We start from the raw sequence: 26,841 nt of genomic DNA, 5'->3' as shown, positions 1-26,841 counted from the left end.
GTGCTAGCGTGGCGCCGTGGCGGGGAGCCGGATCACGGTGCGGGTGGGCGAGCGGCAGCTGACGCTGTCCAATCTCGAGAAGGTGCTCTACCCGCGGCACGGTTTCACCAAGGGCGAGGTCCTCGACTACTACACGCGGATCGCGCCGGTGCTGCTGCCGCACATCCGCGACCGGGCGATGACGTTCGTGCGGTTCCCCGACGGCGTCGCCGGTGGCTCCTTCTTCGAAAAGGACGTCTCGCGGCACGCGCCGGAGTGGGTCCGCACCGCGCGGCTGACGGTCGGCGGCCGGGGCAAGGAGCCCGAGATCATCAGCTACCCGCTGATCAACGACCTGCCCGAGCTGGTCTGGGCGGCCAACCTCGCCGCGCTCGAGCTGCACGTCCACCAGTGGACCGTCGGCGACGACGGCGAGCGGAACACGCCCGACCGGCTCGTGTTCGACCTCGATCCCGGCCCGGGCGCCACCGTCGTCGACTGCTGCCGCGTCGCCGAGCGGCTCCACGACGTGCTCACCGGCGACGGTCTCACCCCGGTCGCGAAGACCAGCGGCTCCAAGGGCATGCAGCTCTACGCGGGTGTCGTCACCACGGACGCCGCCGAACCGTCGCAGTACGCGAAGGCGCTGGCCGAGCGGCTGGCCGCGGAAACGCCCGATCTCGTCGTGGCGCGGATGACCAGGACGCTGCGGCCGGGCAAGGTCTTCATCGACTGGAGCCAGAACAACCCGGTCAAGACGACGGTGGCGCCGTACTCGCTGCGCGGACGGGACGAGCCGACCGTGTCGGCCCCGGTGACGTGGGACGAGGTGCGGGCCTGCCGGCACGTGTCGCACCTGCGGTTCACCGCCGATGAGGTCCTGGCGCGCGTCGACGACCTCGGCGACCTCTTCGCCGAGCTGGACCGGACTCGCGCAGCGATTCCGGCAATCGGCTGAATTCCGGAATTCACGAATCCGCCGCGAAACGGCTCCGGTTCCGGAGGTGGCGGCCCGCCGTAATCGCGGAATGTGCGTCTTCGCCGATCTCAGCAGGGGTTTCTTCGTGTCCCATGTGGACGGCTGCACGTGCAGACGGCCGTGTCGGTGCACAGGCCGCGGAACGGGAGGAATCCGTTGTGCGCCAAGCTGGACACGGTGGGTACGGTCTACGCGTGAACCCCCACCCTCCAGCCGTCGGAGGCAGGCCGTGAAGATCCGGAAACCGCCGCGGCTTTCGCGGGCCTTCGGCCGTTCTTCGCCGGGTGCGTTGTGCGATCCGTTCTCCGTCACCACGATGTTCCCGGGTGACCGGTGCGTGCTCCTCGTGGTGGCGGGCGACATCGATCTCGCCACCGTCGCCATTCTTGTCGAATGCGCGGAATCCGCGTTGCGCGGGGCGGGCGCGCTCGTCGTCGACCTCGGCGGCGTGACGTTCTGCTCCGGCGCCGGGCTCCGCGCGCTGCACCGCGTCCAGCGCCGTGCCGACGAGGCGGCCGTCCCGCTCGCCTGGGTGGTGCGGACGGCCGCACTGTGGCGGCTGCTGCGGGAGACCGGCGCCGCCGGCTTCTCCTGCCACCGGGATCGGGCCGCCGCGCTCGCGGCGGTCGGCTGATCCGCTTCGACCGGCCGGGCAGGGCGCGCGGCCGGTCCGGGAAGAAAGGAAACGGGTGTCCGGCCTGATCGACACCGATCTCGAGTTCTGGTTCCAGCGCGGCCTGCGAGCGTACCTCGGCGAGGTGGCCGCGGCGCTCGGCTTCGGCCTCGAGTCCTGCACCGTGGACGTCGACGTCCCGGTGTCGGCCTACGTCGCGGTGGACTGGCGGCTGCGCCGGTTTCCGGAGCGCGACGTCGCGCTGCTGTGGGACGAGGTGCACGGCTGGGCGGTTGCGGTCGAGGCCGCGTGCGGGGAGGAGATGATCGTGCTGGCCTACCTCGGCGGGGCCGACATCCTGCCGCCGCCGCGCGTGATCGTGCGGTTCCTCGCCGCGCTGCGGGCCGGCGACCTCGAGCCGGACGGGCCCGGTTCGCCCGTGCTGCGCCGCGCGGGCCGTCACCAGGAGCTGCTCCCGCTGCTGCCCGCCGGGTGACAGGGTCTGCCTGATCGTCCAGACTGGGGCGAGCTGGGGGAGGTGGCGATGGAGGCGGTGCCGGACGCCGTGGCGCCGATGCTGGCCGTCGACGGTCCGCTGCCGGACGACGACCACCACGGCTACGAGTGGAAGTGGGACGGTTTCCGCGGCTGCGCCCGGGTCGCCGGCAGCGGCGCGGCCCGGATCACCAGCCGCAGCGGCAGCGACCACACCCACCGCTACCCGGAGCTGCAGGACGTCTTCGCGCCCGCGCTCGGCGGTCACGCGGCGGTGCTCGACGGTGAGGTCGTCGCGCTGAACGCGGCCGGGCGCCCGGAGTTCGAGCTGATGCAGCGCCGCGCCATGCACGAGCCGACGGCGAAGCTGCGTGCCGAGGTCCCCGTCGTCTACTTCGCCTTCGACCTGCTGCGGATCGGCACCGAGTCGTTGCTGGACCGGCCGTACGCGCAGCGGCGCGAGCTGCTCGCCGAGCTGGTCCGGCCCGCGGACGGCCGGCTCGTCGTGCCGCCGTGGTACACGCGCGCCGACATCGCGCCGGACCAGCTGCTCGCCACGGCGGCCCAGCACGGCATCGAAGGCGTCGTCGCCAAGCGCCTCGACGCGCCGTACTTGCCCGGCGCCCGCTCGCCCCTGTGGACCAAGCGCGCGCTGACGCAGACGCGCGAAGTGGTGGTCGGCGGCTGGCGGACCGGCACCGGCCGCCGCGCGGGCACGCTCGGCGCGTTGCTGCTCGGCGGGTACGACGACGAAGGCGCGCTGGTGTACCTGGGTGACGTCGGCACCGGCTTCACCGACGGCGCGCTCGACGACCTGCGGGCCGTGCTCGCGCCACTGGCCCGCACGGACAGCCCGTTCGCCACCGACGTGCCGCGCGACCGTGCCCGCGGCGCCCACTGGGTGCGGCCGGAGCTGGTCGGCGAGGTCGTCTTCCGGCGCGTGACCCCGGATCTGCGGCTGCGCCACACGTCGTGGCGTGGCCTGCGGCCCGACCGCGCGCCGGAGGAGGTGCTCGTACCGCGGCTTCCACTGTGACGGTGGTCACCACCGGTCACATCGGTTCCGCCGCGGGGGTCGGGGGAGTACCGGACCCGGAACCCCGGTGTCCCCGAACTCCCGGAGGAGACGCGATGTCCACCGCGTACGTGATCGTCACCCTCGTCGGCGCCGCCATGGCCGGTTTCTCGGCCGTCTCGGTCTTCACCCGCGCGAAGTGGGTCGTCGAACCCATCACCTCGTACGGCGTCCCGCAAACGTGGTGGCCGTGGCTCGGCGCGGCGAAGGCCGCCGGGGCGGCCGGTCTCGTCGTGGGGCTGTTCGTGCCCGCGATCGGTGTCGCCGCCGCGATCGGGCTGGTGCTGTACTTCCTCGGCGCCCTCGTCACCGTGGCCCGCGCGCGATCCTACGCACACCTGCCGTTCCCGGTGCTCTACATGGCTCCAGCGGTCGCTTCGCTGGCGCTGCTGTCCTGAACCGCCAGCCACTTGAGAGCCTCGGCCGCGTGTCGGAGGACGGAGATGTGGCCGTCGCCGGGGGACAGGCGCAGCTCGGCGGCCGGGCAGCGGGCGGCGAGCCACCGGCTGTGCGTCGCGGGGATCATCCGGTCGTCCTCGCCGTGCACCAGCAGGACCGGCGCGGTGATGGCCGCCGGGTCGGCGCCCCACGGCGTGACGTAGGCGAGGTCGTCGTCGATCAGGCCCGGCGCGCCCAGTGCGGGCCGGACGACTTCGTCGAGCCAGGACCACGAGCCGGTCAGCGCGGCGAAGTCGGCGGCGGTGAAGACGTCCGGGTCGAACCCGGCCGCCGCTTCGTGCCTTTCCTTGGCGGCACGGCCTTCTGCGGCGGCACGCAGGGACGCCGCACTGGCGTCGGCCATGCCGTCGAACCAGCCTTCGCCCCCGAAAGGCGCGACGGCGGCGAGGCTCGCGACGGCCCGGACCCGGCCGGGCAGCAGCGCGGCGCAGGCGAGGGCGTGCGAGCTGCCACCGGAGTGCCCCATGACGGCGAACTCGCCGATCCCCAGCGCCTCGGCGACGGCGGCCGCCCACCCGGCCGCGTCGCCGGCCCGGCGGCCGGGCGCGGGCGTGGAGGAGCCGTAGCCGGGCCGGTCGTAGGAGATCCAGCGGATTCCCAGCTCTTCGGCGAGCGGCAGCAGCGGTCCCGGCGGCGCGCCGAGGTTCGGCGTGCCGTGGTGCCACAGGACGGTCAGCCGCGCGGGACCGCCGGTGTCGTAGACGTGCAGGGTTGGGCCGCCGGGCAGCGTCAGGGCGGTCTCGATCACCGGGCCAGCCGTTCCGCCAGCCAGGCCAGCGAAAGCGGGTACCGGTAGTCGATCGCGGCGTGGCCCGCCTCGAACAGCTCGAAGTGCACCCGCTCGCCGGGCAGGCCGGCCTTCGCGATCTCCGCCCGGAACGCCTCCGCGCCGACGTCGAGGAAGTACTCGTCGCTCGTGCCGGCGTCGATCCACACCGCCCGCCACGACCGCACCGCCTCGGCGCGGCCCGCCACCATCCGGACCGGGTCCCAGCCGAGCCAGCGCTGCCACACCCGCGGCCGCACCACACCCGTCGCCGGGTCGAACGGCAGCTGCGGCGTGCCGTCGTCGTCGGCCGAGAAGCACGCGGAGACCCCGAGCAGCTGCAGCAGCGTCGCGTCGTCCGGCTTGCTGAACGCCGGCCGGGCCCGGAAATCCGCCCACCACGCCCGGATGTCCCGGTCGTAGGCGCGCAGCGCGCGGACCGCCTTGCCGAAGTCGGGGACGTAGCACAGCTCGTACAGCGCGTCGCCGGCGTGCGTGGCCAGCGCGCCGAACAGGTCGGGACGCAGCATCGGCGTGATCATTGCGCCGAAGCCGCCCGACGACTTGCCCGCGATCGCGCGGGATTCGCGGTCCGGGATCGTCCGGTACCGGGCGTCCACCCAGGGCACGATCTCGTCGCACAGGTAGGAGTGGTACCGGCCGGTGCCCGGCGAGTCGACGAACTGCGAGCCGCCGTAGGCGGTCCACGCGTCGACGTACACCACCACGCAGCCCGGTGCGCCACCGGCGAAAACGGCGTCGGCCGTCTCCACGAACGGCTGCCGGAACGGCGTCCGGTTGGCCCACATGCTCAGGTGGCCGGTATAGCCCTGGATGACGTACACGGCGGGATAGCGCTCGTCGCCGTCTTCGTAGCCCGGCGGGACGTACACCCACAGCGGCCGTTCGTGCGGGTCACCGAGCGGGTTGTCCCGCAGCAGCGCGGAGCCGACGGTGTGCCGGTCGAGCCGGCCGGCGAGTTCGCCGTCCCAGGGCAGCATGCGGCCAGTCAACCACGATCCGCCGCGGCGCCGGGCCAGGAACGGCCTTCCGGGTAACCGGTCGCCGTGGGACCGGCGGTCTGGCAGCATCGGAACGGTGAGCCCGGTCGAGATCGCCTGCGACGAGTCGGGCTCGGAGGGCGAGAACCTCGTCGGGGGCGAAACCGACGTCTTCGCCCACGCCGGTGTCCGGCTGACCCTCGGCGAGGCTGAGGCCTGCGTCCGGGAGATCCGCGCCCGCATCGGCTCGCCCGCCGAGGAGTACAAGGCCAACCACCTGCTGCGCGCCAAGCACCGCCCGGTGCTCGAATGGCTGCTCGATCCGGCCGGGCCGCTGGCCGGACGCGGGCACGTGCACCTGACCGACAAGACGTTCTTCGCCGTCCGGGCCGCGGTCACGCTGCTGGCCGCCCACGGCACCGAAGAACTGGCGCGCACCCTGCACCGCGCGGGCCCCGCCGCCTTCGGCGCCGATCGCTGGGCCTACTTCCTGGCCGCGTTCACGAGCGTGCTGCGGCTCAAGCCCCGGCGGGGCGTGACGACGTCCCCGCCGGAGTTCTTCGCGCTGGCACGGGAACTCGCCGCCGTTCCCGGTGAGGCCGGCGAGATCATGGGACGGCTGTGCGACGGCGGCGAGCGCGTGGCCGCCTACCGCACCCGGCTGGCGAGCGACCCCGGCCTGGTGCCGGTGCTCGATCCGCTGGTGCCCGCGGTGATCCACACCGTCCGGCACTTCAGCGCCGGCGGCACCCCGGTCGCCCTGGTGCACGACGAGCAGCTCGCCCTGACCGGCGAACGGGTGCTGCAGCTCAAGGCCACCCTCGGCCACCGGCTGGCCGGCGTCCGGTTCGTCGATTCACGGTCGGACGCCCGCGTGCAGGTCGCGGACTTCCTGGCCGGGGTGGCCCGCCGCATCGCCTCCGACGAGCTGAACGGTCACGGCGACGCACGGCTGACCGGCCTGCTGAGGGCGTTCGTGGACACCGGATCGGTCTGGAACCATCCCGGCTGAGGTTTCTCTGACTATAGTCAGGGAATGGACCGTGCCCTGGTCGACGGCGTGCGGCGGTTCAACCGGACCGTCACCCAGCGGATCGGCGCGCTCGAAGACGCGTTCCTCGCGCGCGGCAGGCCGCTGGGCCAGGCGCGCGTGCTGTGGGAGATCGGCGCCGGCGGGCGGGACGTCCGCGAGCTGCGGGAACGGCTCGGCCTCGACTCCGGGTACCTGAGCCGGCTGCTGCGCGGGCTGGAGCGTGACGGCTTGGTGCGCGTCGAGCCGAGCGGCGCCGACGGCCGCGTCCGCACCGCGCGGCTCACCGAGGCCGGGGCGGCCGAGCGGGCGACGCTCGACCGGCTCTCCGACGACGCGGCCGCCGCACTCCTCGCCCGGCTCTCCGACGGGCAGCGCACCCGGCTCGTCGCCGCGATGGCCGAGGTCGAGCGGCTCCTGACGGCGTCGGCGGTCGACGTCGCCCCGTGCCCGCCCGGGCATCCGGCGGCCCGCTTCTGCCTGGGCGCGTACTTCGCCGAGCTGGGCCGCCGGTTCGACGACGGCTTCGACCCGCAGCTCAGCATCTCCGCGGCCGACGACGAGATGACCCCGCCCGCCGGGGTCTTGCTGGTGGCCACGCTGCACGCCGAGCCGGTCGGCTGCGGCGCCCTCAAGTTCCACGGCGACGCACCGGCCGAGATCAAGCGGATGTGGGTGGCGCCCCCGGCGCGCGGGCTCGGGCTGGGCCGGCGGCTGCTGGGCGAACTGGAGGCGTACGCGGCGGCGAAGGGCGTCCGGACGTTGCGGCTGGAGACGAACCGCGCGCTCGGCGAAGCGATCGGCCTGTACCGCGCGGCCGGGTACCGCGAGGTCGCGCCGTTCAACGAAGAGCGCTACGCCCATCACTGGTTCGAGAAGCAGCTGCCGGCCCCACGTACCCTGGCGTAGTGCGGACCCGCCCGACCCTGACGTGGACGTCTCCCGACGCGCCGCTGCCCCGGACTTCGAGCCTCGACGAGCTGACCGGCGTCGTCGCGCGCGGGCGGGTGGCCGTGCTCAGCGGTGCCGGGCTGTCCACCGAGTCCGGGATCCCCGACTACCGCGGGGCAGCCGGCAGCCTGCGCCGGCACACGCCGATGACCTACGACGAGTTCGTCACCAGCCCGGAAGGGCGGCAGCGCTACTGGGCGCGCAGTCACCTCGGCTGGCGCACGATCGCCCGCGCCACCCCGAACGACGGCCACCGCGCGGTCACCGCTCTGCGCGAAGGCGGCTATGTCGGCGGCGTGATCACCCAGAACGTCGACGGCCTGCACCAGGCGGCCGGCACGGCGGACGCGGTCGAGCTGCACGGCAGCCTCGACCGCGTGATCTGCCTCGGCTGCCGCCGCACGAGCCCGCGCGCCGAGCTGGACCGGCGGCTGCGCGCGGCGAACCCGGGTTTCGCGGGCGCGGCCACCCGGATCAACCCCGACGGCGACGTCGAGCTGCCGGACGAGGTGGTCCGCCGGTTCACGACCGTGCCGTGCACGGCGTGCGGCGGTGTGCTCAAGCCCGACGTGGTGTTCTTCGGCGAAAACGTCCCGCGGCCGCGGGTCGAGCAGTGCTACCGGCTGGTCGACGACGCCGACGCGTTGTTGGTGCTGGGCTCGTCCCTGACCGTGATGTCGGGGCTCCGATTCGTCCGGCACGCGGCGGCCGCGGGCAAACCGGTGGCGATCCTCAACCACGGCGAAACCCGCGGCGACCGCTACGCGGCGGTGCGGGTGGACCTCCCGCTCGGCCGGGCGCTGACCGAGCTGGCCACCCGGCTGGGGTGCGGTCTCAGCGAGGATCGCGGCCGAAGCGCGTGAGCACGCGGTCCTGGCGGGTTTCGCCGGGCGTGCCGGGTGGCGGGGCGGCGAAGAACTGCGGCCCCAGGTCGAGTCCCGCGTAGATGGTTTCGTGGTCGTCGTCGAGCCACGCGACCAGGGCGGGGTCGAGGGTGTCGTCGGCGCCCAGGGCGCGGGCCAGGTCCCAGGTGTGCACGACGGTGTCGGCGGTGCGGACGGCCAGCGCGCGCCGTCCGGTCAGCTTGCCGAGCGGGTAGTCGACGACGCGGTCGAGCGCGCCGTCTTCGGCGAAGGCGTCCGCGCAGGCCTGGACCGACTCGGCGAACGCGGTGCGGGGATCGTCGCCGAGCGCGTCGGCCTCGCGTCGGGCCAGGAACTCTTCCCGGGTGGCGCCGTGGAGGAGGCCGACGTAGTTGAGGTTGCCGCGGGTCATGTGGTTGACCAGCTGCCGGACGTTCCACTCGGTGCACGGCGTCGGTGCGTCCCAGCCGTCCGGCGGCACGGCTTCGAGGTGCCGCGCGAAATCCCGGCTGGCCAGGCGGTAGCGATCGAGGAGCATGCCGGCCAGTCTGGCCGCGCGGGGGAGGTCGCGCTCGCGGTTATCGGACGTCACATCGGCTGCAGGCCGTGCCACGACCACCGCGGCATGGCCGGCCCGGCGGGCACGTCACCGGGCGGCCCGGGGTAGGCGAGCACCTCGGCGACGGCCCACTCCATGTAGGACCGCAGCGCGGCACGGAACGCGGGATCGGCGGGCAGGCAGGCATCGTCGGCGGCCCGCACGAAGCACTCGACGAACCGGCGGCCGAGGTCGCTCATGTCACCGTTGCCGGCGTGCATCCGCAGCATGGCGGAGTGGTCGCCGCAGGTTTCCGAGTACCGCGGCGGCCCGCCCATGACTTCGGCCCAGTACTGCGCCAGCCGTTCGACGTGCTGCGGATGCTGCCCGGGATGCGAGAAGGGATGGTTCAGCTCGGGATCGGCCAGGCAACGCTCATGATGCGCGGCGGCGAGCGCCAGAAAGGCGGCATCGCCGCCGGCGAATTCGTAGAGCGTCGGACGCATCCACCGAGCCTGGCACGCGCGGGGGCCGGACGCCAGGAGAGAAGCGGGCCGCGGCTGTGGGCGCGGTGGCTGGCCCCGCGCCTGGTGGGCGGTCGGCCCGCGGGCCCGCCGGTCCGGCGCGCGGATCAGGCGGGCGCTGGTGCCGCGGGTTTGGCCTTTCGGGGGTGTGGCCGCCGGGCCGGCGCCAAGCGGGCGGTCGGGTCCGGCCCGCGCGCCCGCCGGTCTGGCGGGTGCTGGTGCCGCGTGTGGCCGCTGGGCCGGCGACAAGCGGGCAGTCGGGTCCGGTGCGCGCGCCCGCCGGTCCGGCGCGCGGGCGAGGCCCGCGCGGGCGCCGCGGGGTCGGCAATCCGCGGTGCAGCCGCCGGCCTGGCGCCACTCACTCACCGGGCTCCGGCCACCGCGCGTTCCGCCGCCGGGGTGAAGCCACCAAAGCTCTCCACCGCCCGGCGCACGTCCTCGGTCACCAGATCGTGGTTGAGCGCGCCGGCCGCCGCCGCGCCTTGGGCTGCCGCGATGATCACCGTTGCCCTCGCGTCGATCACGTTCCCCGCCGCCCACACGCCCGGGACGCTCGTCTTGCCCGTCGCGTCGACTTCTCCCGCCACGTAGCCGAGCCCGCGCAGCAGCTCGTCGTGCGGCACCGTCCGGGTGCGGAGGAACAACGCCACCCGCGGCACGATCCGGCCGCCCGCCTCGATGCCGGTCAGGTGGCCGTCCTCGCGCCGCAGCGCCGTCACCGTCCCGTCGGCCACCCGGATTCCGCGCGCGTCGAGCCGTTCACGGTCCTCTTCGGACGGTGGTGCCGTGTGCGCGAAGTACACGACGTCCCGCGACCACTGGCGCACCAGCAGCGCGTGCTCGACGCTTCCCGGCTCCGTGCCGAGGACGCCCAGCGGGCGGTCGCGCACCTCGTAACCGTGGCAGTACGGGCACGTCACCGCGTCGGTGCCCCAGCTCTCGCGCAGCCCCGGGATGTCCGGCAGGTCGTCGTGGACGCCGGTCGCGACCAGGACGCGCCGGGCCGTCAGCTCCCGGCCGCGGCCCAGCCGGGCGGTGAAGCCCGGTTCGAGCCGCGTCACCCGGTCTTCGACCACCTCGACGCCGTAGCCGGCCAGCTCCGCCCGGCCGATCTCGAGCAGTTCGGACGGCGGCAGGCCGTCGCGGGACAGGAAACCGTGCATGTGCGACGCCGGGGCGTTGCGCGGCGAGCCGCCGTCGACGACCACGACGCGCCGCCGCGCGCGGCCCAGCATCAGCGCGGCGCTCAGCCCCGCCGCGCCACCACCCACCACCAGGACGTCATAGCTGTTTTCGGTCATGGCGCCACCTTGAACCCGGTTTCGCGAAACCGACAACAAATGTTGCCGTTTCCGGGACAACCGGGTTTCCTGGTCGCATGACGGACGCGATCACCCAGGCACTGGCCGAAGTCGGCCCCCGGCTCAAGCGGGTCCGCACGCAGCGGCGGGTCACGCTCGCCGACCTTTCGGCGGCGACGGGCATCTCGAAGAGCACGCTGTCGCGGCTCGAGTCCGGCCAGCGCAAGCCGAGCCTGGAGCTGCTGCTGCCGATCGCCCAGGCCCACCAGGTGCCACTCGACGAGCTGGTCGGCGCGCCGGAGGTCGGCGACCCCCGGGTGCGGCTGACCGCGCGCCGCATCCCGCGGCACAACGGCACGACCATGACCGTGCTCCCGCTGACCCGCCAGCCCGGCGCGCCGCAGGCGTTCAAGATGATCCTGGAACCCGACCCCGGCGAACCGGAACCACAGGTCCATGAAGGCTACGAGTGGCTGTACGTCCTGTCGGGCCGGCTGCGCCTGATCCTGGCCGACCGGGACATGACGCTCGGCCCGGGCGAGGCGGCGGAGTTCGACACGCGGCTGCCGCACTGGTTCGGCGCGGTCGGCGGGCCGGCGGAGATCCTCAGCCTGTTCGGGAAGCAGGGGGAGCGGCTGCACCTGCGGGCGAAGTCGCGCTGAGTTCCGGCGGCAAGCCGAAGCCCGCGTACATCGCCGGGTCCAGGAAGCCGGTGATCTCGGCGATCCGGTCGCCGCGCAGGGTCAGCACGTTCACGCAGCCGATGCGGAACACGCCGTCCGGGTGACGCTGGTAGCAGGCGAACGCGAGCTGCCCGGCGGCGCGGACCGGCACCAGCCGCCACGGCGTCGCGAACACGTTGCCCGACAGGAAACGCGCGACGTCGTCGCGGCCGTCGAACCACGCGGGCAGCGGCGGCATCGTGAAGCGGGCGTCCGCGGTGAGCAGCTTCAGCAGCGCCGGGACGTCCGCGCGTTCCCACGCCGCGACGAACTCCGCCACCAGGGCGCGTTCCGCGTCTTCGCCGAGACTGCGCAGCGTCGCCTGCTGGCTCTGTGACGGCGCGTGCTGGTCCAGGGTCTTGCGGGCCCGCTGCAGCGCGCTGTTGACCGACGCGACGGACGTGCCGAGCGCGTCGGCGACCTCGGCGGCGGAGAAAGCCAGCACCTCACGCAGGATCAGCACTGCCCGCTGCGTCCCCGGCAGGTGCTGCAGCGCGGCGACGAACGCCAGCTCGACGCTCTCGCGCAGCTCGAACCGGCGCTGCGGGTCCCAGCCGTCCTCGGGGTAGGGCTCGACGAACGCCTCGCCTTCGACCGGGCCTGCGAGCGGTTCGCCGGGTTCGGCCGCCGGGTGGTAGTCGCGCGGCATGAGGCGTTTCGGGCGCTGCTTGATCAGCCGGAGACACGCGTTCGTGGCGATCCGGTACAGCCACGCGCGCACCGAGCCGCGTCCCTCGAACCCGGCCAGCCCGCGCCACGCTCCGAGCAGCGCCTCCTGCAGCGCGTCTTCCGCGTCGTGCAGGGCGCCGAGCATCCGGTAGCAGTGGGCGCGCAGCTCGCTCTGGTAGGGCCGCACGAGCCGGTCGAAGGCGCCCCGGTCCGCGCGCCGCGCCGCGGCGAGCAGGTCCGCCTCCGTCGTCTCCACGGCGGTCAGCCTAGTGCGCGCTGCAGCAGCAGGGTGTCGAGCCAGCGGTCCTGCTTGAATCCGACGCCGCGCAGCACGCCCGCGTCGATGAACCCGGCAGCCCGGTGCAGGTTCCGCGACGCCGGGCTGCCGGAGTCGACGACGACCGCGATCGCCTGCCGGGCGCCCTGGTCGGCACAGCGCTTCAGCAGCTCGTCCAGCAGGCGCCGTCCGTGGCCGCGGCCGGTGGCTTCGGGCGCGAGGTAGATCGTCGTCTCCACCGTGTGCCGGTACGCCGGTTTCGGCCGCCACGGCGTGGCCAGCGCGTAGCCGAGCACCGCGTCCGCCTCGGTCAGGACGAGGAAGGGCAGCCGGCTTTCGCGGATCTTCGCCCGCCATTGCTCCGCTGTCGGCGGGACGGTCTCGAAGGTGACGACCGAGCCGGTGACGTATGGCGCGAAGACGGCCGCGACGCCGTCGGCGTGCGCCTCCGTCGCTTCCTCTATAGTGGACATGATCGGTATTATAGAGGAATGATCGATCCCGCGGATCTCGGCCGCCGCCTGTACGACCTCCGCGCCGGCCGTGGCCTGGCGCTGACCGCGCTGGCGAAGGCGGCCGGGGTCAGCGTCAGCATGCTGTCGGCCATCGAGCGCGGCGAGAAGACACCGACGGTCGTCGTGCTGTCCCGGATCGCCGACGGCCTCGGGCTGTCGCTGTCGCGGCTGCTGGCCGACCTGGAGACGGACCGGGTGATCGTCCGGCGCGCGGCCGAACAGGACCACGTCGCCGAGCCGGGCGGCTGGCACCGCACGGTGCTGACACCGGTCGTCCCGGGCGTCAACTTCGAGTGGATCCGCACGACCCTGCCGCCGCGCTGCGACGCGGGGACGTTCCCGGCGTACGCCCCGGGGTCGCACGAGTTCGTCGCGGTCGAGTCGGGCACGCTGCACCTCGGCGTCGGCGCGGCGGAGTACGTCCTGGAGGCGGGTGATTCGCTCTACTTTCCCGCCGACGTAACGCATTCCTACGCGAACCGGGGTGACGAGCCGTGCGGGTACCACGTCGCCGCGCTGGTGATGCGTCCGCGAGGGGCACGCGCTTGACTCATCCGATCTTTTGCTCTTAGCTGAGAGGGAATTCCCGATCCGCCGTCGGAAGCTCATGGGCTTCCGCCATGGCGAGATGAGGGAGCTGGAGTGGGACGAGCGTTGAGCCGCCGCCGTGTCGTCGCTTGGGGTGCCGCCGGTGCCGCGCTGCCATTGATCGGATCTTCACCGGCCGAGGCCGACGAATTTTCGGGCGCGCAGGGACGCTTCTTCGACGTCACGAAGTTCGGCGCGAAGGGCGACGGGCGCACCATCGACACGGCCGCGATCAACCGCGCGATCGACGCGGCCGCGGCGCGCGGCGGGACCGTGTACTTCCCGGCCGGGACGTACGCGAGCTATTCGATCCACCTCAAGAGCAACATCGCGCTGTACCTGGGAGCGAACGCGACGATCCTCGCCGCCGCCCCGGCCGGCGGGCAGGGCTACGACCCCGCCGAGCCGGGCGCGGGCAACCCGTACCAGGACTTCGGGCACAGCCACTGGCACAACAGCCTGATCTGGGGCGAGAACCTGGAGAACGTCACCATCGAGGGACCGGGCCGGATCGACGGCAAGGGCCTGGTGGCCGGCGGCAGCGCGGAGTCCGCGCCGCTCAACGGCAACAAGGCGATCGCGCTGAAGCTGTGCCGCAACGTCGCGATCCGCGACATCACCATCGTCAACGGCGGCCACTTCGGCATCCTGCCGACCGGCGTGGACAACTTCCGCATCGACGGGCTGGTGATCGACACCAACCGTGACGGCATCAACATCGACTGCTGCAAGAACGTCCGGATCGCCAACACGACGGTGAACTCGCCCAACGACGACGCGATCGTGCTGAAGAGCACGTACGCGCTGAACCAGGTGCGCGACACGGAAAACGTCACGATCGACAACTGTTTCGTCAGCGGCTACGACCTGGGCACGCTGGTCGACGGCACGTTCAAGACGGCGTCGTCGTACGGGCGCACGGGCCGGGTGAAGTTCGGCACCGAGTCCGACGGCGGGTTCCGCAACATCGCGATCTCGAACATCGTGTTCGAGCACTGCCGCGGCCTGGCACTGGAAACGGTGGACGGCGGATGGCTGGAGGACGTGACGATCGGCAACCTGACGATGCGCAGCGTCCAGATGCCGCTGTTCCTGCGCCTGGGCGCCCGGATGCGCGGGCCGTCGGACCTGCCGGTCGGTTTCCTGCGCCGGGTGAGCATCAGCGACGTGACGACCTTCGACGCGGACCCGCGTTACCCGTCGTGTCTCGCGGGCATCCCGGGCCACCCGATCGAGGACGTGAAGCTGAGCAACATCCGCCACCACCTGGCAGGCGGCCTCACGCCGGGCGATGCGGTGCAGAACCCGCCGGAACTGGAGACGGCGTACCCCGAGCCGTCGATGTTCGGCACGTTGCCGGCTTCCGGGTTCTTCATCCGGCACGCGCGCGGAGTGAGTTTGTCCGATGTGGACGTCCATTTCGGAAGGCCGGACACGCGCCCGGCGTTCGTCCTGCGCGACGTGGCGGATGCCGACGTGCATCACTGCCGGGCGGACAAGGTGGCGGGGACACCGACGTTCGTGCTGGACGGCGTGGACGACTTCCGGGTGAGCGACAGCCGCCCGGTGGCCGAGGCGCGGGTGGAGCACGCGGACCACCAGGAGCTGTGAGGAGGCGGTCCCGGATGCGCAAGTCGCCGGTTCCGGGACCGCGCCCCGGCGTTCCGCTGGCTGGAACGCCGCGCTGTTCTCCTCCCGTGCCCGGGTGCGACGGTCGGCGCATGGCTCCCGTGATGGCAGCGATCGTCGGCCCCGGCAACATCGGTACCGATTTGCTGGCGAAGCTGCGACGCAGTGATGTGCTCGAAGTCGGTTACGTCGTCGGGGTGGTCGAGTCCGAAGGGCTCGAGCGGGCCCGCGCGCAGGGGATCGCGGCGTCCGCCGAGGGGGTCGGCTGGCTGCTTCGCCAGGACCCCCTGCCGGACCTCGTGTTCGAGGCCACCTCCGCGAAGGCCCACGCCGCTCACGCTCCGCGCTATGCCGAGGCCGGTGTCCAGGCCGTCGACCTGACGCCCGCGCATCTCGGGCCCATGGTGTGCCCGCCCGTGAACCTCGGTGCGCACCTCGATGCCCCGAACGTCTCGATGATCACCTGCGGTGGCCAGGCGACCATTCCCATGGTGCACGCCGTCTCGCGGGTGACGCCGGTGCCCTACGCCGAGATCGTCGCGTCGGTCGCCTCGCGCGGTGCCGGGCCCGGGACGCGGGCCAACATCGACGAGTTCACCCGCACGACGTCGCAGGCCGTGGCCGAGATCGGCGGGGCAGGACGGGGCAAGGCGATCATCATCCTCAACCCGGTCGAGCCGCCGATGATCATGCGGGACACCGTCTTCTGCGCGATCGGGCCCGACGCCGACCGTGACGCCGTCACCGCGTCGATCCACGAAATGGCCGACGCCGTCCGCCAGTACGTCCCCGGTTACACGCTGCGCGCCGAACCGCAGTTCGACGACGCCCGCGCGGACTGGGACGGCCACGCCCGGGTCGGAATCTTCCTCGAGGTCCGCGGCAACGGCGACTACCTGCCCGAATACGCCGGCAACCTCGACATCATGACCGCCGCCGCAGCGCGCGTCGGTGAGCTCATGGCCCGCGCGAAGCAGGAGGTGCCCGCATGACGCGGCCGCAGCTGCGCCACGACGTCCGGATCGTCGACACGACGCTGCGCGACGGCAGCCACGCGATGGCGCACCGCTTCACCGAACAGCAGGTGCGCGACACCGTCCGCGCGCTGGACCGCGCCGGTGCCGAGGTCATCGAGGTCACCCACGGCGACGGCCTCGGCGGCTCGTCGTTCACCTACGGCTTTTCCGCCGTCGACGAACTGAAGCTGATCGCCGCGGCGCGCGAAGAGGCGACGCAGGCGAAGATCGCCGTCCTGCTCGTACCGGGCATCGGCACCGCGGAGGACCTGCGGCGCGCCTTCGACGCGGGCGCGGAGATGGTGCGCGTGGCGACCCACTGCACCGAGGCCGACGTCTCGCCGCAGCACTTCGGGCTGGCCCGCGAGCTGGGCATGGAGACGGCCGGGTTCCTCATGATGGCGCACCGGACCCCGCCGGAAGACCTGGCGAAACAGGCCCGGATCATGGTCGACGCGGGCTGCCAGGCGCCGTACGTGACGGACTCGGCCGGCGCGCTGCTGATGCACGAAGCCCGGGCGCGGTTCGAGGCGCTGGTCGCCGAGGTCGGCGACGCGGCGTGGGTCGGCTACCACGGCCACCAGAACCTCTCGCTCGGCGTCGCGAACTCCGTCCTGGCGTACGAAGCCGGCGTCCGCTACATCGACGGGTCGCTCTGCGCCCTCGGCGCGGGCGCCGGCAACTCGCCGACGGAGGTCCTCGCGGCGGTGTTCGACCGGATGGACATCGCCACCGGCCTCGACGTCGGCGGCCTGCTCGACGCGGCCGAGGAGGTCGTCCGCCCGTACCTGAACCGGTGGCCGAAGATGGACCGCAACGCCATCGTCCAGGGCTGGGCCGGGGTGTATTCGAGCTTCCTGCTGCACGCGGAACGCGCGGCGCAGCGCTACGGCGTCCCGGCGCAGGCGATCCTCCGGCGCTGCGGCGAACTCGCCCTGGTCGGCGGCCAGGAGGACATGATCATCGACGTAGCGGTGCAGCTGGCCGCGGAAGGGTAGCCGTGGCGTCCCCTCGAAGTCCGCAGGCGGCCAATGTCCGGAACTGACCGGGTCCGCGCACCGTCGGCGGCGGCCAGAATCGGGCTCGTTCCGGACCGCACGATCGAGGGGATTTCAGTACGTCGCGGCGCTCGGCTCGGTCCAGCTGTCCATGACGGCCGGCCAAACCGCGTACGTGTACTCGACACTGCGGGCGAACAACGCGTCGAACACGACGTCGATCGACAACGAGGTGCTCAACACCCTGTTCACGGCGGCGACCGGCAACGGCTGCGTGCTGAAGTTCAACTTCTACGCGAAGACCGACTGGGTGAGCGGGTCGACGGGCGCGGTGCAGATGGCCGCGAGCGGCCTGCCGGACGCGGCCGGCTCGACGTCGACCCACAACGACGCGATGAGCCACGCGTTCGCGGTGGCGTACTGAGGTTCCGGGGCGCGCCGGGCTCCGGCGCGCCCCGCGCGTCAGGCTGGTTCGCCGAACCAGCGGCGCAGCGCCGCGTCGAGGCCGGCCACCGAGCCGTCTTCGCTCGCCCACGCGATGTAGCCGTCCGGCCGGATCAGCACGCCGGTCAGCCCCGGCTCGCTGACGCACTTGACGGTCAGCGTGCCGACGCGGCCCGCCCAGCCGCTCGCCGTTTCGCGCAGTTCGGCGCTTTCGGCGAGGTCGAGCAGGAGCGCGCCGCCGTCGTGCAGGTGGTCGCCGAGGCGGGTGCCGTCGGCGAAGGCGAAGTCGGGCGCGCCGCGGCCGGTGAGGTCGTGCTCGCCGTCGATCGGGTAGCGGTGCAGGACGCCGGAGAGCTTCTTGGCCAGGTGGGTCGCGCCGTCGTCGGTGTGCAGCAGCTCGGCGACGACCCGGCGCAGCGCCTTCGTCCGCACGTCGCTGCGCATCAGCGCGACCTGGGCCCGGGTCCATTCGAGGACCCACTCGCCGATCGGGTGGCGTTCGGTCGTGTAGGTGTCGAGGAGCCCGTCCGGCGCCCAGCCCTGGATGGTCGCGGCCAGCTTCCAGCCGAGGTTGACCGCGTCGCCGATGCCGAGGTTGAGCCCCTGCCCGCCGAACGGGGAGTGGACGTGCGCCGCGTCCCCGGCCAGCAGCACGCGGCCCTGGCGGTAGGTGGCCGCCTGCCGCGCGTTGTCGGTGAACCGGGTCGCGCTGTGGACCTTCGTGACCCGGATGTCCGCGCCGGACACCCGCCGGAAGCTCTCTTCCAGCTCCTGCGCGGTGATCGGGGCGGTACGGTCCTCGGGCGGCCCGTCGAACTCGACGGTGAGCATCCGCCCGGGCGTCGGCCCGTAGACGTAGAGCCCGCCGTTGCCGTGCTGCCACCCGCCGGGCAGCGCTTCCACGCCGGTGAGCTCGGCGAGTGCCTGCCGCCCGGTGATGGCGGGATCGGTGCCGGGGAAGGCGAAGCCGGCGTTCTTGCGGACGAAGCTGCGGCCGCCGTCGCAGCCGACCAGCCAGCCGGCGTGGACGGTGCCGCCGTCGCCGAGCCGGACGGTGACGCCGCCGTCGTCGGCGTCGAACCCGGTCAGTTCCACCCCGCGCCGGATTTCGGCTCCCAGTTCGGCGGCGCGTTCGCCGAGGATCGCCTCGACGGCCTGCTGCTGGATGACGACGAGCCGGGACGCGGGCCCGACGTCGCGGAAGTCGGGGTCGTCGAAGTGGACGCCGGTCGAGGCGACCATGATGCCGGCGAAGTGCCCCACCGGCATCGCGGCCTTCGGGCCGCCTCCGCCGCGGGACTTCAGGAACGCCTTGATCTGTTCGGCGTTCTGCTGGACGACGGCGTCGACCGCGGGCAGCAGGCCGCGGCGGTAGAAGGCCTCGGCCGTGGTCAGGCTGACCGACCCGGCCTTGATCGTCCGGTCCGGCTCAGCGAGCCGCTCGACGACCAGCACGTTCACGTTTCTGAGCCGGAGCTCGCAGGCCAGCATCAGCCCGACCGGCCCGCCCCCGGAGATCACCACATCCGTGTTCATGGGGCCGATCATGCCGCGAAAGTTTTACCGAGTCAAACTTTGTGCCCGGTCTATACTCCGGGCATGGCGGATCCCGGACTGCGCGAGCGCAAGAAGCAGGCGACGCGCCTGCTGATCTCGAACGTGGCCACCGGCCTGTTCATCGAGCGCGGCTTCGAGGAGGTGACGGTGGCCGAGATCGCCGAGGCCGCGGGCGTGTCGAAGATGACGGTCTTCAACTACTTCCCCCGCAAGGAGGACCTGTTCCTGGACCGCCACGCGGAGCGGCTGGCGGAGCTGACCGCCGTGGTCCGGTCCCGGCCCGCCGGCGTGTCACCGGTGGCCGCCCTGCGGGAGCACCAGCACGCGCTGCTGGCGTCCGGGCATCCGCTGTCGGGCGCCATCGCCGGCGGTCCCGGGTTCTGGTGGGTCCTGACGTCGAGCCCGGCGCTGATGGCGCGATGGTACGAGCAGGAGCGCGAGATCGCGGAGGCGTTCACGGAGGTGCTCGTCGCGGAGACGGGCGAGGCGTTCCGCTCCCGGATGGTGGCCGGGCTGCTGACCACGGCGATCACGACGGTGTTCTCGCACGCGATGAGCCGCATCGTGGCGGGGGAGGACGCGGAGGTGGTCCGGCGCGAGCAGCCGGCGGTGATCGATCAGGCGTTTGACCTGGTGGAGCGCGGGGTGGGCGAGTTTCCCGGCCGCTCGCCGTCCGCGCCGGAGTAGCCGCCGGGGGACCCGGGCTGGGCCGATCGGGCGGTGTTGCCGGCGTCCGCTGAAGACCGCTCCGGGGACCGGGAGATCGGAACGGACCGACCGGACCCGGGGGAGACCAGTGAGCATCGAGGCGGCGCTCGTGGGCTTGGGGGCGGCCGCGGGGCCGGAGCGCCATCAAACTAACTGTGGCTTGGGGCGGTCGTGTCTAGCGGAGGGCTTCGTTCGCGCCTTCGGCGACCGCCGCTGCCACTGCCGCCAGGGCCGGGGAGTCCAGTTTCCATTGCTGCCAGTGCAGGGGCACGTCCAATGGCCGGTCCGGGGCCAGGTCCACCAGGGTGTCGCCGCGGGGGGCCGCCTGGATCTCCGGCACCATGCCCAGCCGAGTCCCGCGGCCACCGCGTCCACGAAGGACTCCGACGCCGGGATGTGGTGACGTAAGTGAGGGAAGGTTCGGCGGCGCGTGAGGCTGCGCAGGAACCGGTCCTGGAGATCGTCCTTGCGGTCGAACGCGATCACCGGCGCCGCCGCGAGCGCGGACGGAAGCGGCCCGGAGGCGAGCCGGCGGGCGATGAACGCGGGGGAGGCCATCGCGCGGTAGCGCATCCGGCCCAGGCGGGCCGACGTGCAGCCCTGGACGGGGTGGGGTGCGGCCGTCACCGCCGCCATCACCAGGCCTTCGCGCAGCAGGCTCGCTGTGTGGTCCTGGTCCTCGCGTTGCAGGTCGAAGCAGAGTCCCAGCGACTCCGGGACGCGGGACAGCGCCGGGAGGAACCAGGTGGCGAGTGAGTCCGCGTTCACCGCGATCGAGACGGTCGGGGTGGCCGAGGCGCCGAGTCCCAGTTCGGACAGCGCGTCCTGTTCCAGCTGCGCCAGCGAGCGCGCGAAGCGGACCAGGACCTGGCCGGACGCGGTCAGCCGGACCGGCTTGGTGCGGAGCAGGAGCACCCGCCCGGTGCGTTGCTCCAGGGCCTTCACCCGCTGGCTGACGGCCGACGGCGTCACGTGCAGCACCGCCGCCGCCGCGTCGAAGCTTTGCTCGTCGACGACGGCCAGCAGGGTCTTGACCTGCTCGAGCGGGAGATCGGACATCACGAGCGCTAATGTTACGTAAGAATCTTGAGCTGGAGTAATCCAGCCGCACGGGCCTACCGTGAACGGCGTGCTCGCGTTGCTCGTCGCCGGGTTCGGGACCGGCCTGTCCCTCATCGTCGCCATCGGCTCCCAGAACGCCTTCCTGCTGCAGCAGGGGCTGCGCGGGGGCGCCGTGGCACCGCTGGTGGTCATCTGCGCGGTGTCGGATCTCGTGTTGATCGGGCTGGGGGTGAGCGGGATCGGGGCGGTGCTGCAGCAGTGGCCGACGGCGATCGGGGTGATCGCCGTCGGCGGCGGGCTGTTCCTGCTCGGCTACGGCGTGCTCGCCGCGCGGCGGGCGTTCCGGCCGTCGGTCATGACTGTCGGGGAGGAACGGACGCCGTTGCGCAAGGCCGTGCTGGCCTGCATCGCCTTCACGTGGCTGAACCCGCACGTCTACCTCGACACAGTTTTGCTGCTGGGCTCGGTGGCGGTCGCCCACGGCGACGGGCGCTGGCTGTTCGGCCTCGGTGCCGGGATCGCCAGCGCGGTCTGGTTCAGCGCTCTCGGCTTCGGCGCACGGCGTCTTGCCGGTGTCTTCGCGCGGCCGGCGGCTTGGCGCGTGCTCGACGTCCTCATCGCCGTGACGATGACCGCCCTCGGCGCGACGATGCTGCTGAGTCACGTGTGATCACCAGAGCCGGCCGTGGTCGGCAGCGGGGGGCCGCTCGAGTTCGAGGAGGAACTGCTTGCGCTGCAGCCCGCCCGCGTACCCGGTGAGTTTTCCGTCTTTGCCGACGACCCGGTGACATGCCACGAGGATGCTCAGCGGGTTTCTTCCTACTGCCGCGCCGACCTCGTGCGGAAGGCCGCCGATCGCCCGGGCGAGATCGCCGTATGTGGCGGTCGAGCCGTACGGGATCTTCGCGATCTCGGCCCAGACGGCGCGGTCGAAGTCCGGGCCCTCGGCGCGTGTCGGCACGGCGAAGTCTCTGCGCTGCCCGGCGAAGTACTCCTTCAGCTGCAGAACGGCCTCGGGGAAGGCCGAATCGTCCCGCGTGCCGAACGCCGCCCGGTCCGGACGTGTCCAGTGGCCGGGGAAGTAAACGCCGGTCACGACGTCGGCGGTGCCGACGAGGGTCAGCGGGCCGATCGGGGAATCGGTCACGGTGTGTTTCATCAGTTCTCCCAGGTCGTGCCGTCCGCTCGCGCGCCGCGCAAGCCGGGCAGGGGGGATCCGGCCAGCGCGGAGGTCACGACTGTCCTATGGGGACTCCAGGACGTCGACATCTGCAGGCGCCGTGCCATGCCGGCCCAGCCCGCCGGGGTGGCGCTGACCACCCAGACGTCCGGGTCGGGTGCCGTGAACCGCCGGGCCTGCCGCAGCCACGACGCGGCGGTCTCGGGCCAGGTGACCCTCGCGAGGACGAGGCCGTCCCACGCCTCGGCGATGCGCTCGCCGTCGGCCAGGGACGCCGGGTCTGTCGCGGTGCCGATGACCGCGTGCCGGGCCGGGCCGATGAGGCGCAGGATCGCGGCCAGTTCTTCGGTGGTCATGCCGCGTCGTGGAAGACCAGACCCAGGGTGTGCCGCCGGCCTGAGCGCACGGCCGAGACGCCGTGGCGGACCGGGGCCGCCGACCAGCCGCGGGCGGAGCGGACGGGCCGGTCGCGGGTGGTGAAGACGAGGCCGTGGCCTTGGGGGATGAGCGTCGCGGTGCCGCGGGACTGCGCACGGGGGCGCTGCTCGACCAGCAGGAATTCGCCGCCGGTGTGGTCGGCGCCGGGTTCGTTGAGGTTGATGACGACCTGCAGGGGGAAGACCTTGTCGCCGTAGAGGTCGCGGTGCAGGGCGTTCCAGCCGCCGGTCTCGTAGCGCAGCAGGATCGGCGTGGGCCGCCGCTGACCGGCAGCGTGGCAGACGGCGAGCCATTCATCCAAAGTGGACGGCCACTCGGCCGCCCGGCCGAGGCGGGCGTACCAGTCCTGGGCGATGGGCAGCAGCCGCGGGTAGAGCGTCTGCCGCAGTCGTTCGACCGGTTCGGGGAAGGGCGAAGCGAAGTACTGGTAGTCGCCATGGTCCCCGAAGCGATGACGACGCAGGTTCACGGACGCCCGAAAGAGCGACGGCTGATCCCAGAGGGCGACGAGCCGAGCGCATTCGGCGGGAGTGAGCAGCCGTGGGAGGAGGGCGCAGCCATAGTCATCGACCTCGCGGGCCACAGCCGCCCAGTCCGCGGCGGCGACGCGCTTTTCGAAGGTGTCCATACTCGGTAGACGCTCGGGCGGGGTGGAACGTGAGATGCGGTCGTGGGGGATTCCGGTGGTTCGCGCGCGGGGCGACGGGGCGGGCGGTGAGGTCGTGCGCTGAGGGTTCTGCCTCCTCCGCACGGTTTCGGGGCAAGGGAGGGTTGCCGCGGCGGCTTGCGGCGGCCGGTGAGGTTGCGGGCCATCCGCGGTTTCCGGTGCGGCCGGATTCTGCGAGGTGGGAGGCCAGGAACGGGTTGCGGTAGGAGCTTGGGGGACGGCCGGTGAGGTTGCGGGCTGCGGCCGCTGTCGTCGGCCGCCGGGGTTGCCTGGCTCCGGTCGGCTGGCGCTCCGGGACTGCCGGGCCGTCCCGGTGGCCGCGGGTTCGGGCTGCGGCGAGGGGCGCAGGTAGGTTCGGTTCCGGGGTGGCCCGGCCTTTCGGAGAGTGCCGGGTGTCCCGGTGGCCGCTGGTTGGAGCTGCCCTCCGGGACAGCCGCCGGATTCCCTCCCGGCCCCGGCCTCCCCGGAACCGTCCCTATTCCCCAGACTCAAGCAGCCTCCAGCGTCAGCAGCGTCCGCTTCGCTTCTTCGCCTCCCGCGTACTGGCCGTAGGACCCATCGGACCGGACGACCCGATGACACGGCACCACCACCGGCAGCGGGTTCCGTGCGCACGCCGTCCCGACCGCCCGGACCGCCTTCGGGCTGCCCGCCGCCGCTGCCACCTCGGCGTAGCTCTCCGTCCTGCCGTACGCGATCCGGGGCAAGTGCTCCAGCACCGACAGCCGGAAGCCGCGGGCCAGGCGGAAGTCCAACGGGACGTCGAACTCGCGGCGGCGGCCCGTGAAGTACTCCTCCAGCTGGTGGACGACCGCCTCCAGGCGGGCCGGAGCCCGCAGGATCCGGGGGCTGATCGTCGCCGCCAGCTCGGCCAGTACCGCTTCGTGGTCCTGGCGGGCGAATGCCACCTTCACCAGACCCTGTTCCGTCGCCGCCAGCAGCAGTGAACCGACCGGGGTGTCGACCGTGCGGTACGCGACGTCCAGCAGGCCCTCGTGCTCCGCCGCGGCGGTCAGCCGCTCGTGCAGGCGGTGCGGGAGCACCTCGTATTCCACGGGAAGCGACGCGATGACGTCGATCATGAGTGCGCTCCTTCCAAGGGATAGGTGGCCCGCAGGGCCTTGATGCCGTCGGCCGCCGCGCGGCGGGCGGCGTCCGTCGTGCCTCCGGTGATCTCCGCGATCTCGCGGTAGGGCAGCCCGGCCACGTAGTGGTAGGCCACGGCCAGGCGCTGCTTGTCCGGCAGCCGCGCCAGCGCGTCCCACAGCGCGCCGTCCGGTGGGCCGTCGTGGCCCGGCCGGTCCGGGATGTCGCCGACCGGCACCGGACGCCGCGCCTGGGCGCGGGTGAGGTCGATGGCCTTGCGGTGCGCGATCGTGACGAGCCACGCCTGGACGTTCGCGTCGGCCGGCAGCCCGGGGTACGCCTTGAGGGCCGCCAGGAACGTCTCCGACCAGGCGTCTTCGGCGTCGGCGGGGCCGAGCACGGCCCGGCACACCCGGAGGACCATCGGCCCGTGCTCGGCCACGATCTGCTCGAACGGTTTCACGATCACACCCTGTAGACGTCCGGGGACGCCGCAACGTGAGATCGAGTTTGTCACGCGTACGGGTAAACCCAGTACCCGTCCCCGTCGAGGATATGGTTGTTCACGACGAACTGCCCGACGCTCGCCAGCAAGGCCTGGTAGTCGCGGTCGAGCACCGGCTGGACGGCGTACGAAGGGCCGCGATCGACGCCCGGAGCGGGCAGCGTCGCGCCGTCGTAGGTCGTGTCGAACGGGTACACCGCGCAGGTGTTGACCTGCCCGTCCGGCCGGGCAGCGTAGTCCGGGCCCCAGTGCTGCGCGCAGGCCAGCTCCGCGGTCGCGCGGTGGACCGCCTGCAGCCCGGTGTCGTGGAACAGCCGGGTGACCGGGTACGTCCGGCCCCCGCTCGTGCCCTGGTAGCCGGGGTTGCCCGGCGCGAAGTGCCCCTGCGCCGTGCCCGGGTACGTGCCCGCGAAGTTCACCAGCGCGGCGCGGACCAGCGCGGCCGACGCCGTGAAGCCGGACGTCGCCGAGTTGTCCAGCACGTACAGCGGCTGGAAGGCGAACGCGCAGTCGCTGCCCGCCGCGTACCCCGGGTACAGCAGCCGGGCGACGTCACACCGCAGGTACGCGCTGTGCGCTCCGGTGACCAACGTCGTGCGGTCCCCGGTGTCCTCGGCGACCAAGTGCCGCTCGCCGACGTACCAGGTGCGCTGTTCGGCCTGCACCGCGGGCGAGTCCGCCGGCGACGGCACGTCGGTGCCCTCCATCGTGAAGACGTGCGCCTCGTCGGACTGCGCGCGCCAGTCGGCGACGCTCTTGACGATCTGCGCCGACGGCGTGTCGCAGTGCGCCGTGCCGGTGGTGTAGCGGGGGCCGCAGCTCATCGCGATGCCGAACTGCATCGCGTCGGTGACCACCCCCGACAGCGACCAGCCGACCATCCGCGTCGCGACCTCGAGCTTGCGCTGCCCGGGCAGCAGGTTGCTGGTCGAGATGACCCGCGCCCACGCCGTGCCGATGACCGCGCAGCCCGCCTCCGGGCAGGCGTAACGCTGGTACGCCATGTCGGTGATGGTGCAGCTGGCGAAGCGGTTCTTCGTCCAGTAACCGTTCTTGATGTCCTTGTGGCACTCGTCGAACGTCACCGGTGCCGGGACGTTCTGGTCGACGGCGGACAGCCGGACCTGCTGCTCCCGCGGGGCGGCCGCGGGCAGTTTCCGCAGGTCGAGGGACTTCGTCAGCGGCACGCCCGCGGGCACCTCGCGGAAGAGGCCGACCGAGCGGCCCGGTGCGGCGTGCGCGGTGCCCGGGAGGATCGCGCACAGGGCGGCGAGGGTGGCGAGGACACAGGTCACCCGTCTTCGATTCGGCATTGCTCCCCATTTCTGCCGGTCCGGGAAATCGATTCACGGACAAGGGCTGCCACGCTAGCGCAGCTCGATCCGGGCGGTCACTCCGACGAAGGAGTGAACGAAAAGCGTTGCCCCATCGGGCAAATCACGACGCCGGCGCGGTCCCGGAGACGACGATCGCGTCCAGCTCGCCGGAATGGTGCACCCGCGCCGCCAGCCCGGCCGCCGTGAAGATTCCGCGCATTGCCGGAGCCTGGCGTTCACTCGTTTCCACGAGGACGCTCCCACTCGGCGCGAGCCAGTGCGGCGCGCCCGCGGCGACCCGGCGGGCGAGATCCAGGCCGTCCGCGCCACCGTCGAGCGCGACGCGTGGTTCGTGCAGCCGGGCCTCCGGCGGCATGGTCGCGACGGCCTCCGTCGGGACGTACGGCACGTTCGCCAGCAGCACGTCGACGCGGCCGCGAAGCGACGAAGGCAGCGCGTCGTAGAGATCGCCGAGGTGGACGCGGGCGTCCGGGAGGTTCACGCGGGCGCACTCGACGGCGGCGGGCTCGACATCGGCCGCGTGCAGCTCACGCGGCCGTCTCGCCGCGGTGAACGCGGCACCGAGCGCTCCCGAGCCGCAGCACAGGTCCAGCACCACGGGGTCCGGCGGGGCGAGCGAAACGGCGACGTCGACGAGGAATTCGGTGCGGTGGCGCGGCACGAACACCCCGGGCCGCACGGCGATCCGCAGGCCGTGGAACTCCGCCCAGCCGAGCAGGTGCTCCAGCGGCAGCCCGGCGACCCGGCGGGCCACCAGCGCGTCGAGCTCCGCGGGACTCGCGGCGGCGTCGATCAGGAGGTCCGCCTCGTCCTCGGCGAACACGCAGCCCGCGGCGCGCAGCCGGGCGACGACAGTGGAAGTGTCCAAC

The 26,841-nt window shown here is 72.8% G+C and carries 31 protein-coding genes and 1 pseudogene; 16 read left to right on the top strand and 16 right to left on the bottom strand.

Annotated elements, in window-relative coordinates; all coding sequences use genetic code 11:
* Nucleotides 1-16: 16 nt before the first annotated feature.
* The 5 genes from ligD (BT341_RS29230) (at nucleotide 17) to BT341_RS29210 (ending at nucleotide 3,539) form a co-directional block, all read left to right on the top strand.
* Nucleotides 17-937 (top strand): non-homologous end-joining DNA ligase, encoded by a 921-nt coding sequence (ligD, locus tag BT341_RS29230; protein ID WP_072479333.1) that lies wholly within the window; start codon nucleotides 17-19, stop codon nucleotides 935-937.
* A gap of 250 nt (nucleotides 938-1,187) precedes the next feature.
* Nucleotides 1,188-1,592, top strand: coding sequence for an STAS domain-containing protein (locus BT341_RS45535; RefSeq protein ID WP_177328915.1), 405 nt, complete (start codon nucleotides 1,188-1,190; stop codon nucleotides 1,590-1,592).
* Between the two features lie 55 nt (nucleotides 1,593-1,647).
* Complete coding sequence (locus BT341_RS29220; RefSeq protein WP_072479332.1) at nucleotides 1,648-2,067, top strand: DUF6292 family protein; 420 nt, start codon at nucleotides 1,648-1,650, stop codon at nucleotides 2,065-2,067.
* A gap of 48 nt (nucleotides 2,068-2,115) precedes the next feature.
* Complete coding sequence (gene ligD / locus BT341_RS29215) at nucleotides 2,116-3,102, top strand: non-homologous end-joining DNA ligase (RefSeq protein ID WP_177328914.1); 987 nt, start codon at nucleotides 2,116-2,118, stop codon at nucleotides 3,100-3,102.
* 95 nt (nucleotides 3,103-3,197) lie between these two features.
* Complete coding sequence (locus BT341_RS29210; protein ID WP_072479331.1) at nucleotides 3,198-3,539, top strand: DoxX family protein; 342 nt, start codon at nucleotides 3,198-3,200, stop codon at nucleotides 3,537-3,539.
* On the opposite strand, the gene BT341_RS29205 is transcribed toward BT341_RS29210, so the two are convergent.
* On the bottom strand, nucleotides 3,497-4,348 hold the full coding sequence (locus BT341_RS29205; RefSeq protein ID WP_072479330.1) for an alpha/beta fold hydrolase: 852 nt from the start codon (nucleotides 4,346-4,348) through the stop codon (nucleotides 3,497-3,499). The two genes, BT341_RS29210 and BT341_RS29205, sit on opposite strands and share 43 nt — an antisense overlap.
* The gene (locus BT341_RS29200) at nucleotides 4,345-5,367 is read right to left on the bottom strand and encodes an alpha/beta hydrolase (RefSeq protein WP_072479329.1); all 1,023 of its coding nucleotides are present in this window, start codon (nucleotides 5,365-5,367) and stop codon (nucleotides 4,345-4,347) included. Before BT341_RS29200 ends, BT341_RS29205 begins: the two co-directional genes overlap by 4 nt.
* A gap of 97 nt (nucleotides 5,368-5,464) precedes the next feature.
* Here BT341_RS29200 and BT341_RS29195 point away from each other — a divergent pair, with 97 nt between their 5' ends.
* From BT341_RS29195 to BT341_RS29185, 3 genes are read left to right on the top strand one after another with little or no spacing between them, the layout of a single operon-like run.
* Nucleotides 5,465-6,379 (top strand): DUF3800 domain-containing protein, encoded by a 915-nt coding sequence (locus tag BT341_RS29195; RefSeq protein ID WP_072479328.1) that lies wholly within the window; start codon nucleotides 5,465-5,467, stop codon nucleotides 6,377-6,379.
* A gap of 24 nt (nucleotides 6,380-6,403) precedes the next feature.
* Nucleotides 6,404-7,306, top strand: a complete 903-nt coding sequence (locus BT341_RS29190) for a bifunctional helix-turn-helix transcriptional regulator/GNAT family N-acetyltransferase (protein ID WP_072479327.1) — start codon at nucleotides 6,404-6,406, stop codon at nucleotides 7,304-7,306.
* Entirely contained in the window at nucleotides 7,306-8,211 is a 906-nt protein-coding gene (locus BT341_RS29185; protein ID WP_072479326.1) for an NAD-dependent protein deacetylase, read from the top strand. Before BT341_RS29190 ends, BT341_RS29185 begins: the two co-directional genes overlap by 1 nt.
* Here the strand turns inward: BT341_RS29185 and BT341_RS29180 are convergent.
* From BT341_RS29180 to BT341_RS29170, 3 genes are all read right to left on the bottom strand, one after another.
* Nucleotides 8,183-8,749: a TIGR03086 family metal-binding protein gene (locus tag BT341_RS29180; protein ID WP_072479325.1), complete on the bottom strand. Its 567-nt coding sequence runs from the start codon at nucleotides 8,747-8,749 to the stop codon at nucleotides 8,183-8,185. The genes BT341_RS29185 and BT341_RS29180 overlap by 29 nt on opposite strands.
* 50 nt (nucleotides 8,750-8,799) lie before the next feature.
* Complete coding sequence (locus BT341_RS29175) at nucleotides 8,800-9,255, bottom strand: group II truncated hemoglobin (protein ID WP_072479324.1); 456 nt, start codon at nucleotides 9,253-9,255, stop codon at nucleotides 8,800-8,802.
* Between the two features lie 380 nt (nucleotides 9,256-9,635).
* Entirely contained in the window at nucleotides 9,636-10,574 is a 939-nt protein-coding gene (locus BT341_RS29170; RefSeq protein WP_072479323.1) for an NAD(P)/FAD-dependent oxidoreductase, read from the bottom strand.
* A 77-nt stretch (nucleotides 10,575-10,651) separates the two neighbouring features.
* Here BT341_RS29170 and BT341_RS29165 point away from each other — a divergent pair, with 77 nt between their 5' ends.
* Nucleotides 10,652-11,236, top strand: a complete 585-nt coding sequence (locus BT341_RS29165) for a helix-turn-helix domain-containing protein (protein ID WP_072479322.1) — start codon at nucleotides 10,652-10,654, stop codon at nucleotides 11,234-11,236.
* On the opposite strand, the gene BT341_RS29160 is transcribed toward BT341_RS29165, so the two are convergent.
* Together BT341_RS29160 and BT341_RS46010 are read right to left on the bottom strand one after the other, a co-directional pair.
* Nucleotides 11,181-12,221, bottom strand: a complete 1,041-nt coding sequence (locus tag BT341_RS29160) for a sigma-70 family RNA polymerase sigma factor (protein WP_245805141.1) — start codon at nucleotides 12,219-12,221, stop codon at nucleotides 11,181-11,183. The two genes, BT341_RS29165 and BT341_RS29160, sit on opposite strands and share 56 nt — an antisense overlap.
* 5 nt (nucleotides 12,222-12,226) lie before the next feature.
* Complete coding sequence (locus tag BT341_RS46010; protein ID WP_072479321.1) at nucleotides 12,227-12,715, bottom strand: GNAT family N-acetyltransferase; 489 nt, start codon at nucleotides 12,713-12,715, stop codon at nucleotides 12,227-12,229.
* An 18-nt stretch (nucleotides 12,716-12,733) separates the two neighbouring features.
* Here BT341_RS46010 and BT341_RS29150 point away from each other — a divergent pair, with 18 nt between their 5' ends.
* The 5 genes from BT341_RS29150 to BT341_RS29130 all read left to right on the top strand — a co-directional run bounded on the left by BT341_RS29150 (nucleotide 12,734) and on the right by BT341_RS29130 (nucleotide 17,412).
* Nucleotides 12,734-13,306, top strand: a complete 573-nt coding sequence (locus BT341_RS29150; RefSeq protein WP_072479320.1) for a helix-turn-helix domain-containing protein — start codon at nucleotides 12,734-12,736, stop codon at nucleotides 13,304-13,306.
* A 156-nt stretch (nucleotides 13,307-13,462) separates the two neighbouring features.
* Complete coding sequence (locus BT341_RS29145; RefSeq protein WP_084743023.1) at nucleotides 13,463-14,956, top strand: rhamnogalacturonidase; 1,494 nt, start codon at nucleotides 13,463-13,465, stop codon at nucleotides 14,954-14,956.
* A gap of 110 nt (nucleotides 14,957-15,066) precedes the next feature.
* Nucleotides 15,067-15,966: an acetaldehyde dehydrogenase (acetylating) gene (locus BT341_RS29140; protein ID WP_143168670.1), complete on the top strand. Its 900-nt coding sequence runs from the start codon at nucleotides 15,067-15,069 to the stop codon at nucleotides 15,964-15,966.
* Entirely contained in the window at nucleotides 15,963-16,988 is a 1,026-nt protein-coding gene (gene dmpG / locus BT341_RS29135) for a 4-hydroxy-2-oxovalerate aldolase (RefSeq protein WP_072479318.1), read from the top strand. The genes BT341_RS29140 and dmpG overlap by 4 nt, the downstream gene beginning before the upstream one ends.
* A gap of 151 nt (nucleotides 16,989-17,139) precedes the next feature.
* The gene (locus BT341_RS29130; protein ID WP_072479317.1) at nucleotides 17,140-17,412 is read left to right on the top strand and encodes a hypothetical protein; all 273 of its coding nucleotides are present in this window, start codon (nucleotides 17,140-17,142) and stop codon (nucleotides 17,410-17,412) included.
* Nucleotides 17,413-17,450: 38 nt separating this feature from the next.
* Here BT341_RS29130 and BT341_RS29125 read toward each other — a convergent pair whose 3' ends face one another.
* Nucleotides 17,451-18,968, bottom strand: a complete 1,518-nt coding sequence (locus tag BT341_RS29125) for an FAD-dependent monooxygenase (protein WP_143168669.1) — start codon at nucleotides 18,966-18,968, stop codon at nucleotides 17,451-17,453.
* Between the two features lie 63 nt (nucleotides 18,969-19,031).
* On the opposite strand from BT341_RS29125, the gene BT341_RS29120 reads away from it, so the two are divergent.
* Nucleotides 19,032-19,676: a TetR/AcrR family transcriptional regulator gene (locus tag BT341_RS29120; RefSeq protein WP_072479316.1), complete on the top strand. Its 645-nt coding sequence runs from the start codon at nucleotides 19,032-19,034 to the stop codon at nucleotides 19,674-19,676.
* Between the two features lie 196 nt (nucleotides 19,677-19,872).
* Here the strand turns inward: BT341_RS29120 and BT341_RS29115 are convergent.
* Nucleotides 19,873-20,756 (bottom strand): annotated as a pseudogene (locus BT341_RS29115) (LysR family transcriptional regulator ArgP).
* A 70-nt stretch (nucleotides 20,757-20,826) separates the two neighbouring features.
* On the opposite strand from BT341_RS29115, the gene BT341_RS29110 reads away from it, so the two are divergent.
* On the top strand, nucleotides 20,827-21,429 hold the full coding sequence (locus tag BT341_RS29110; protein WP_072482236.1) for a LysE/ArgO family amino acid transporter: 603 nt from the start codon (nucleotides 20,827-20,829) through the stop codon (nucleotides 21,427-21,429).
* Here BT341_RS29110 and BT341_RS29105 read toward each other — a convergent pair whose 3' ends face one another.
* From BT341_RS29105 to BT341_RS29075, 7 genes are all read right to left on the bottom strand, one after another.
* Complete coding sequence (locus BT341_RS29105; RefSeq protein WP_072479315.1) at nucleotides 21,430-21,918, bottom strand: methylated-DNA--[protein]-cysteine S-methyltransferase; 489 nt, start codon at nucleotides 21,916-21,918, stop codon at nucleotides 21,430-21,432.
* On the bottom strand, nucleotides 21,918-22,295 hold the full coding sequence (locus BT341_RS29100) for a type 1 periplasmic-binding domain-containing protein (RefSeq protein ID WP_072479314.1): 378 nt from the start codon (nucleotides 22,293-22,295) through the stop codon (nucleotides 21,918-21,920). Before BT341_RS29100 ends, BT341_RS29105 begins: the two co-directional genes overlap by 1 nt.
* Nucleotides 22,292-23,005 carry a 2OG-Fe(II) oxygenase gene (locus BT341_RS29095; RefSeq protein WP_072479313.1) on the bottom strand — a complete coding sequence of 238 codons (714 nt, stop codon included), beginning with the start codon at nucleotides 23,003-23,005 and terminating at the stop codon, nucleotides 22,292-22,294. The genes BT341_RS29100 and BT341_RS29095 overlap by 4 nt, the downstream gene beginning before the upstream one ends.
* A 527-nt stretch (nucleotides 23,006-23,532) precedes the next feature.
* Nucleotides 23,533-24,126 carry a methylated-DNA--[protein]-cysteine S-methyltransferase gene (locus BT341_RS29090; protein ID WP_072479312.1) on the bottom strand — a complete coding sequence of 198 codons (594 nt, stop codon included), beginning with the start codon at nucleotides 24,124-24,126 and terminating at the stop codon, nucleotides 23,533-23,535.
* On the bottom strand, nucleotides 24,123-24,599 hold the full coding sequence (locus BT341_RS29085; RefSeq protein WP_072479311.1) for an RNA polymerase sigma factor: 477 nt from the start codon (nucleotides 24,597-24,599) through the stop codon (nucleotides 24,123-24,125). The genes BT341_RS29090 and BT341_RS29085 overlap by 4 nt, the downstream gene beginning before the upstream one ends.
* Before the next feature lie 44 nt (nucleotides 24,600-24,643).
* Nucleotides 24,644-25,948: a transporter gene (locus tag BT341_RS29080; protein WP_143168668.1), complete on the bottom strand. Its 1,305-nt coding sequence runs from the start codon at nucleotides 25,946-25,948 to the stop codon at nucleotides 24,644-24,646.
* 124 nt (nucleotides 25,949-26,072) lie between these two features.
* Nucleotides 26,073-26,840 (bottom strand): putative protein N(5)-glutamine methyltransferase, encoded by a 768-nt coding sequence (locus BT341_RS29075; RefSeq protein ID WP_072479310.1) that lies wholly within the window; start codon nucleotides 26,838-26,840, stop codon nucleotides 26,073-26,075.
* Nucleotide 26,841 lies beyond the last annotated feature (1 nt).

Source organism: Amycolatopsis australiensis (genome assembly GCF_900119165.1).
Lineage (GTDB): Bacteria > Actinomycetota > Actinomycetes > Mycobacteriales > Pseudonocardiaceae > Amycolatopsis > Amycolatopsis australiensis.
The sequence above is the reverse complement of the archived record's forward strand: the minus strand, read 5'-3'. Positions and strand labels throughout refer to the sequence as shown.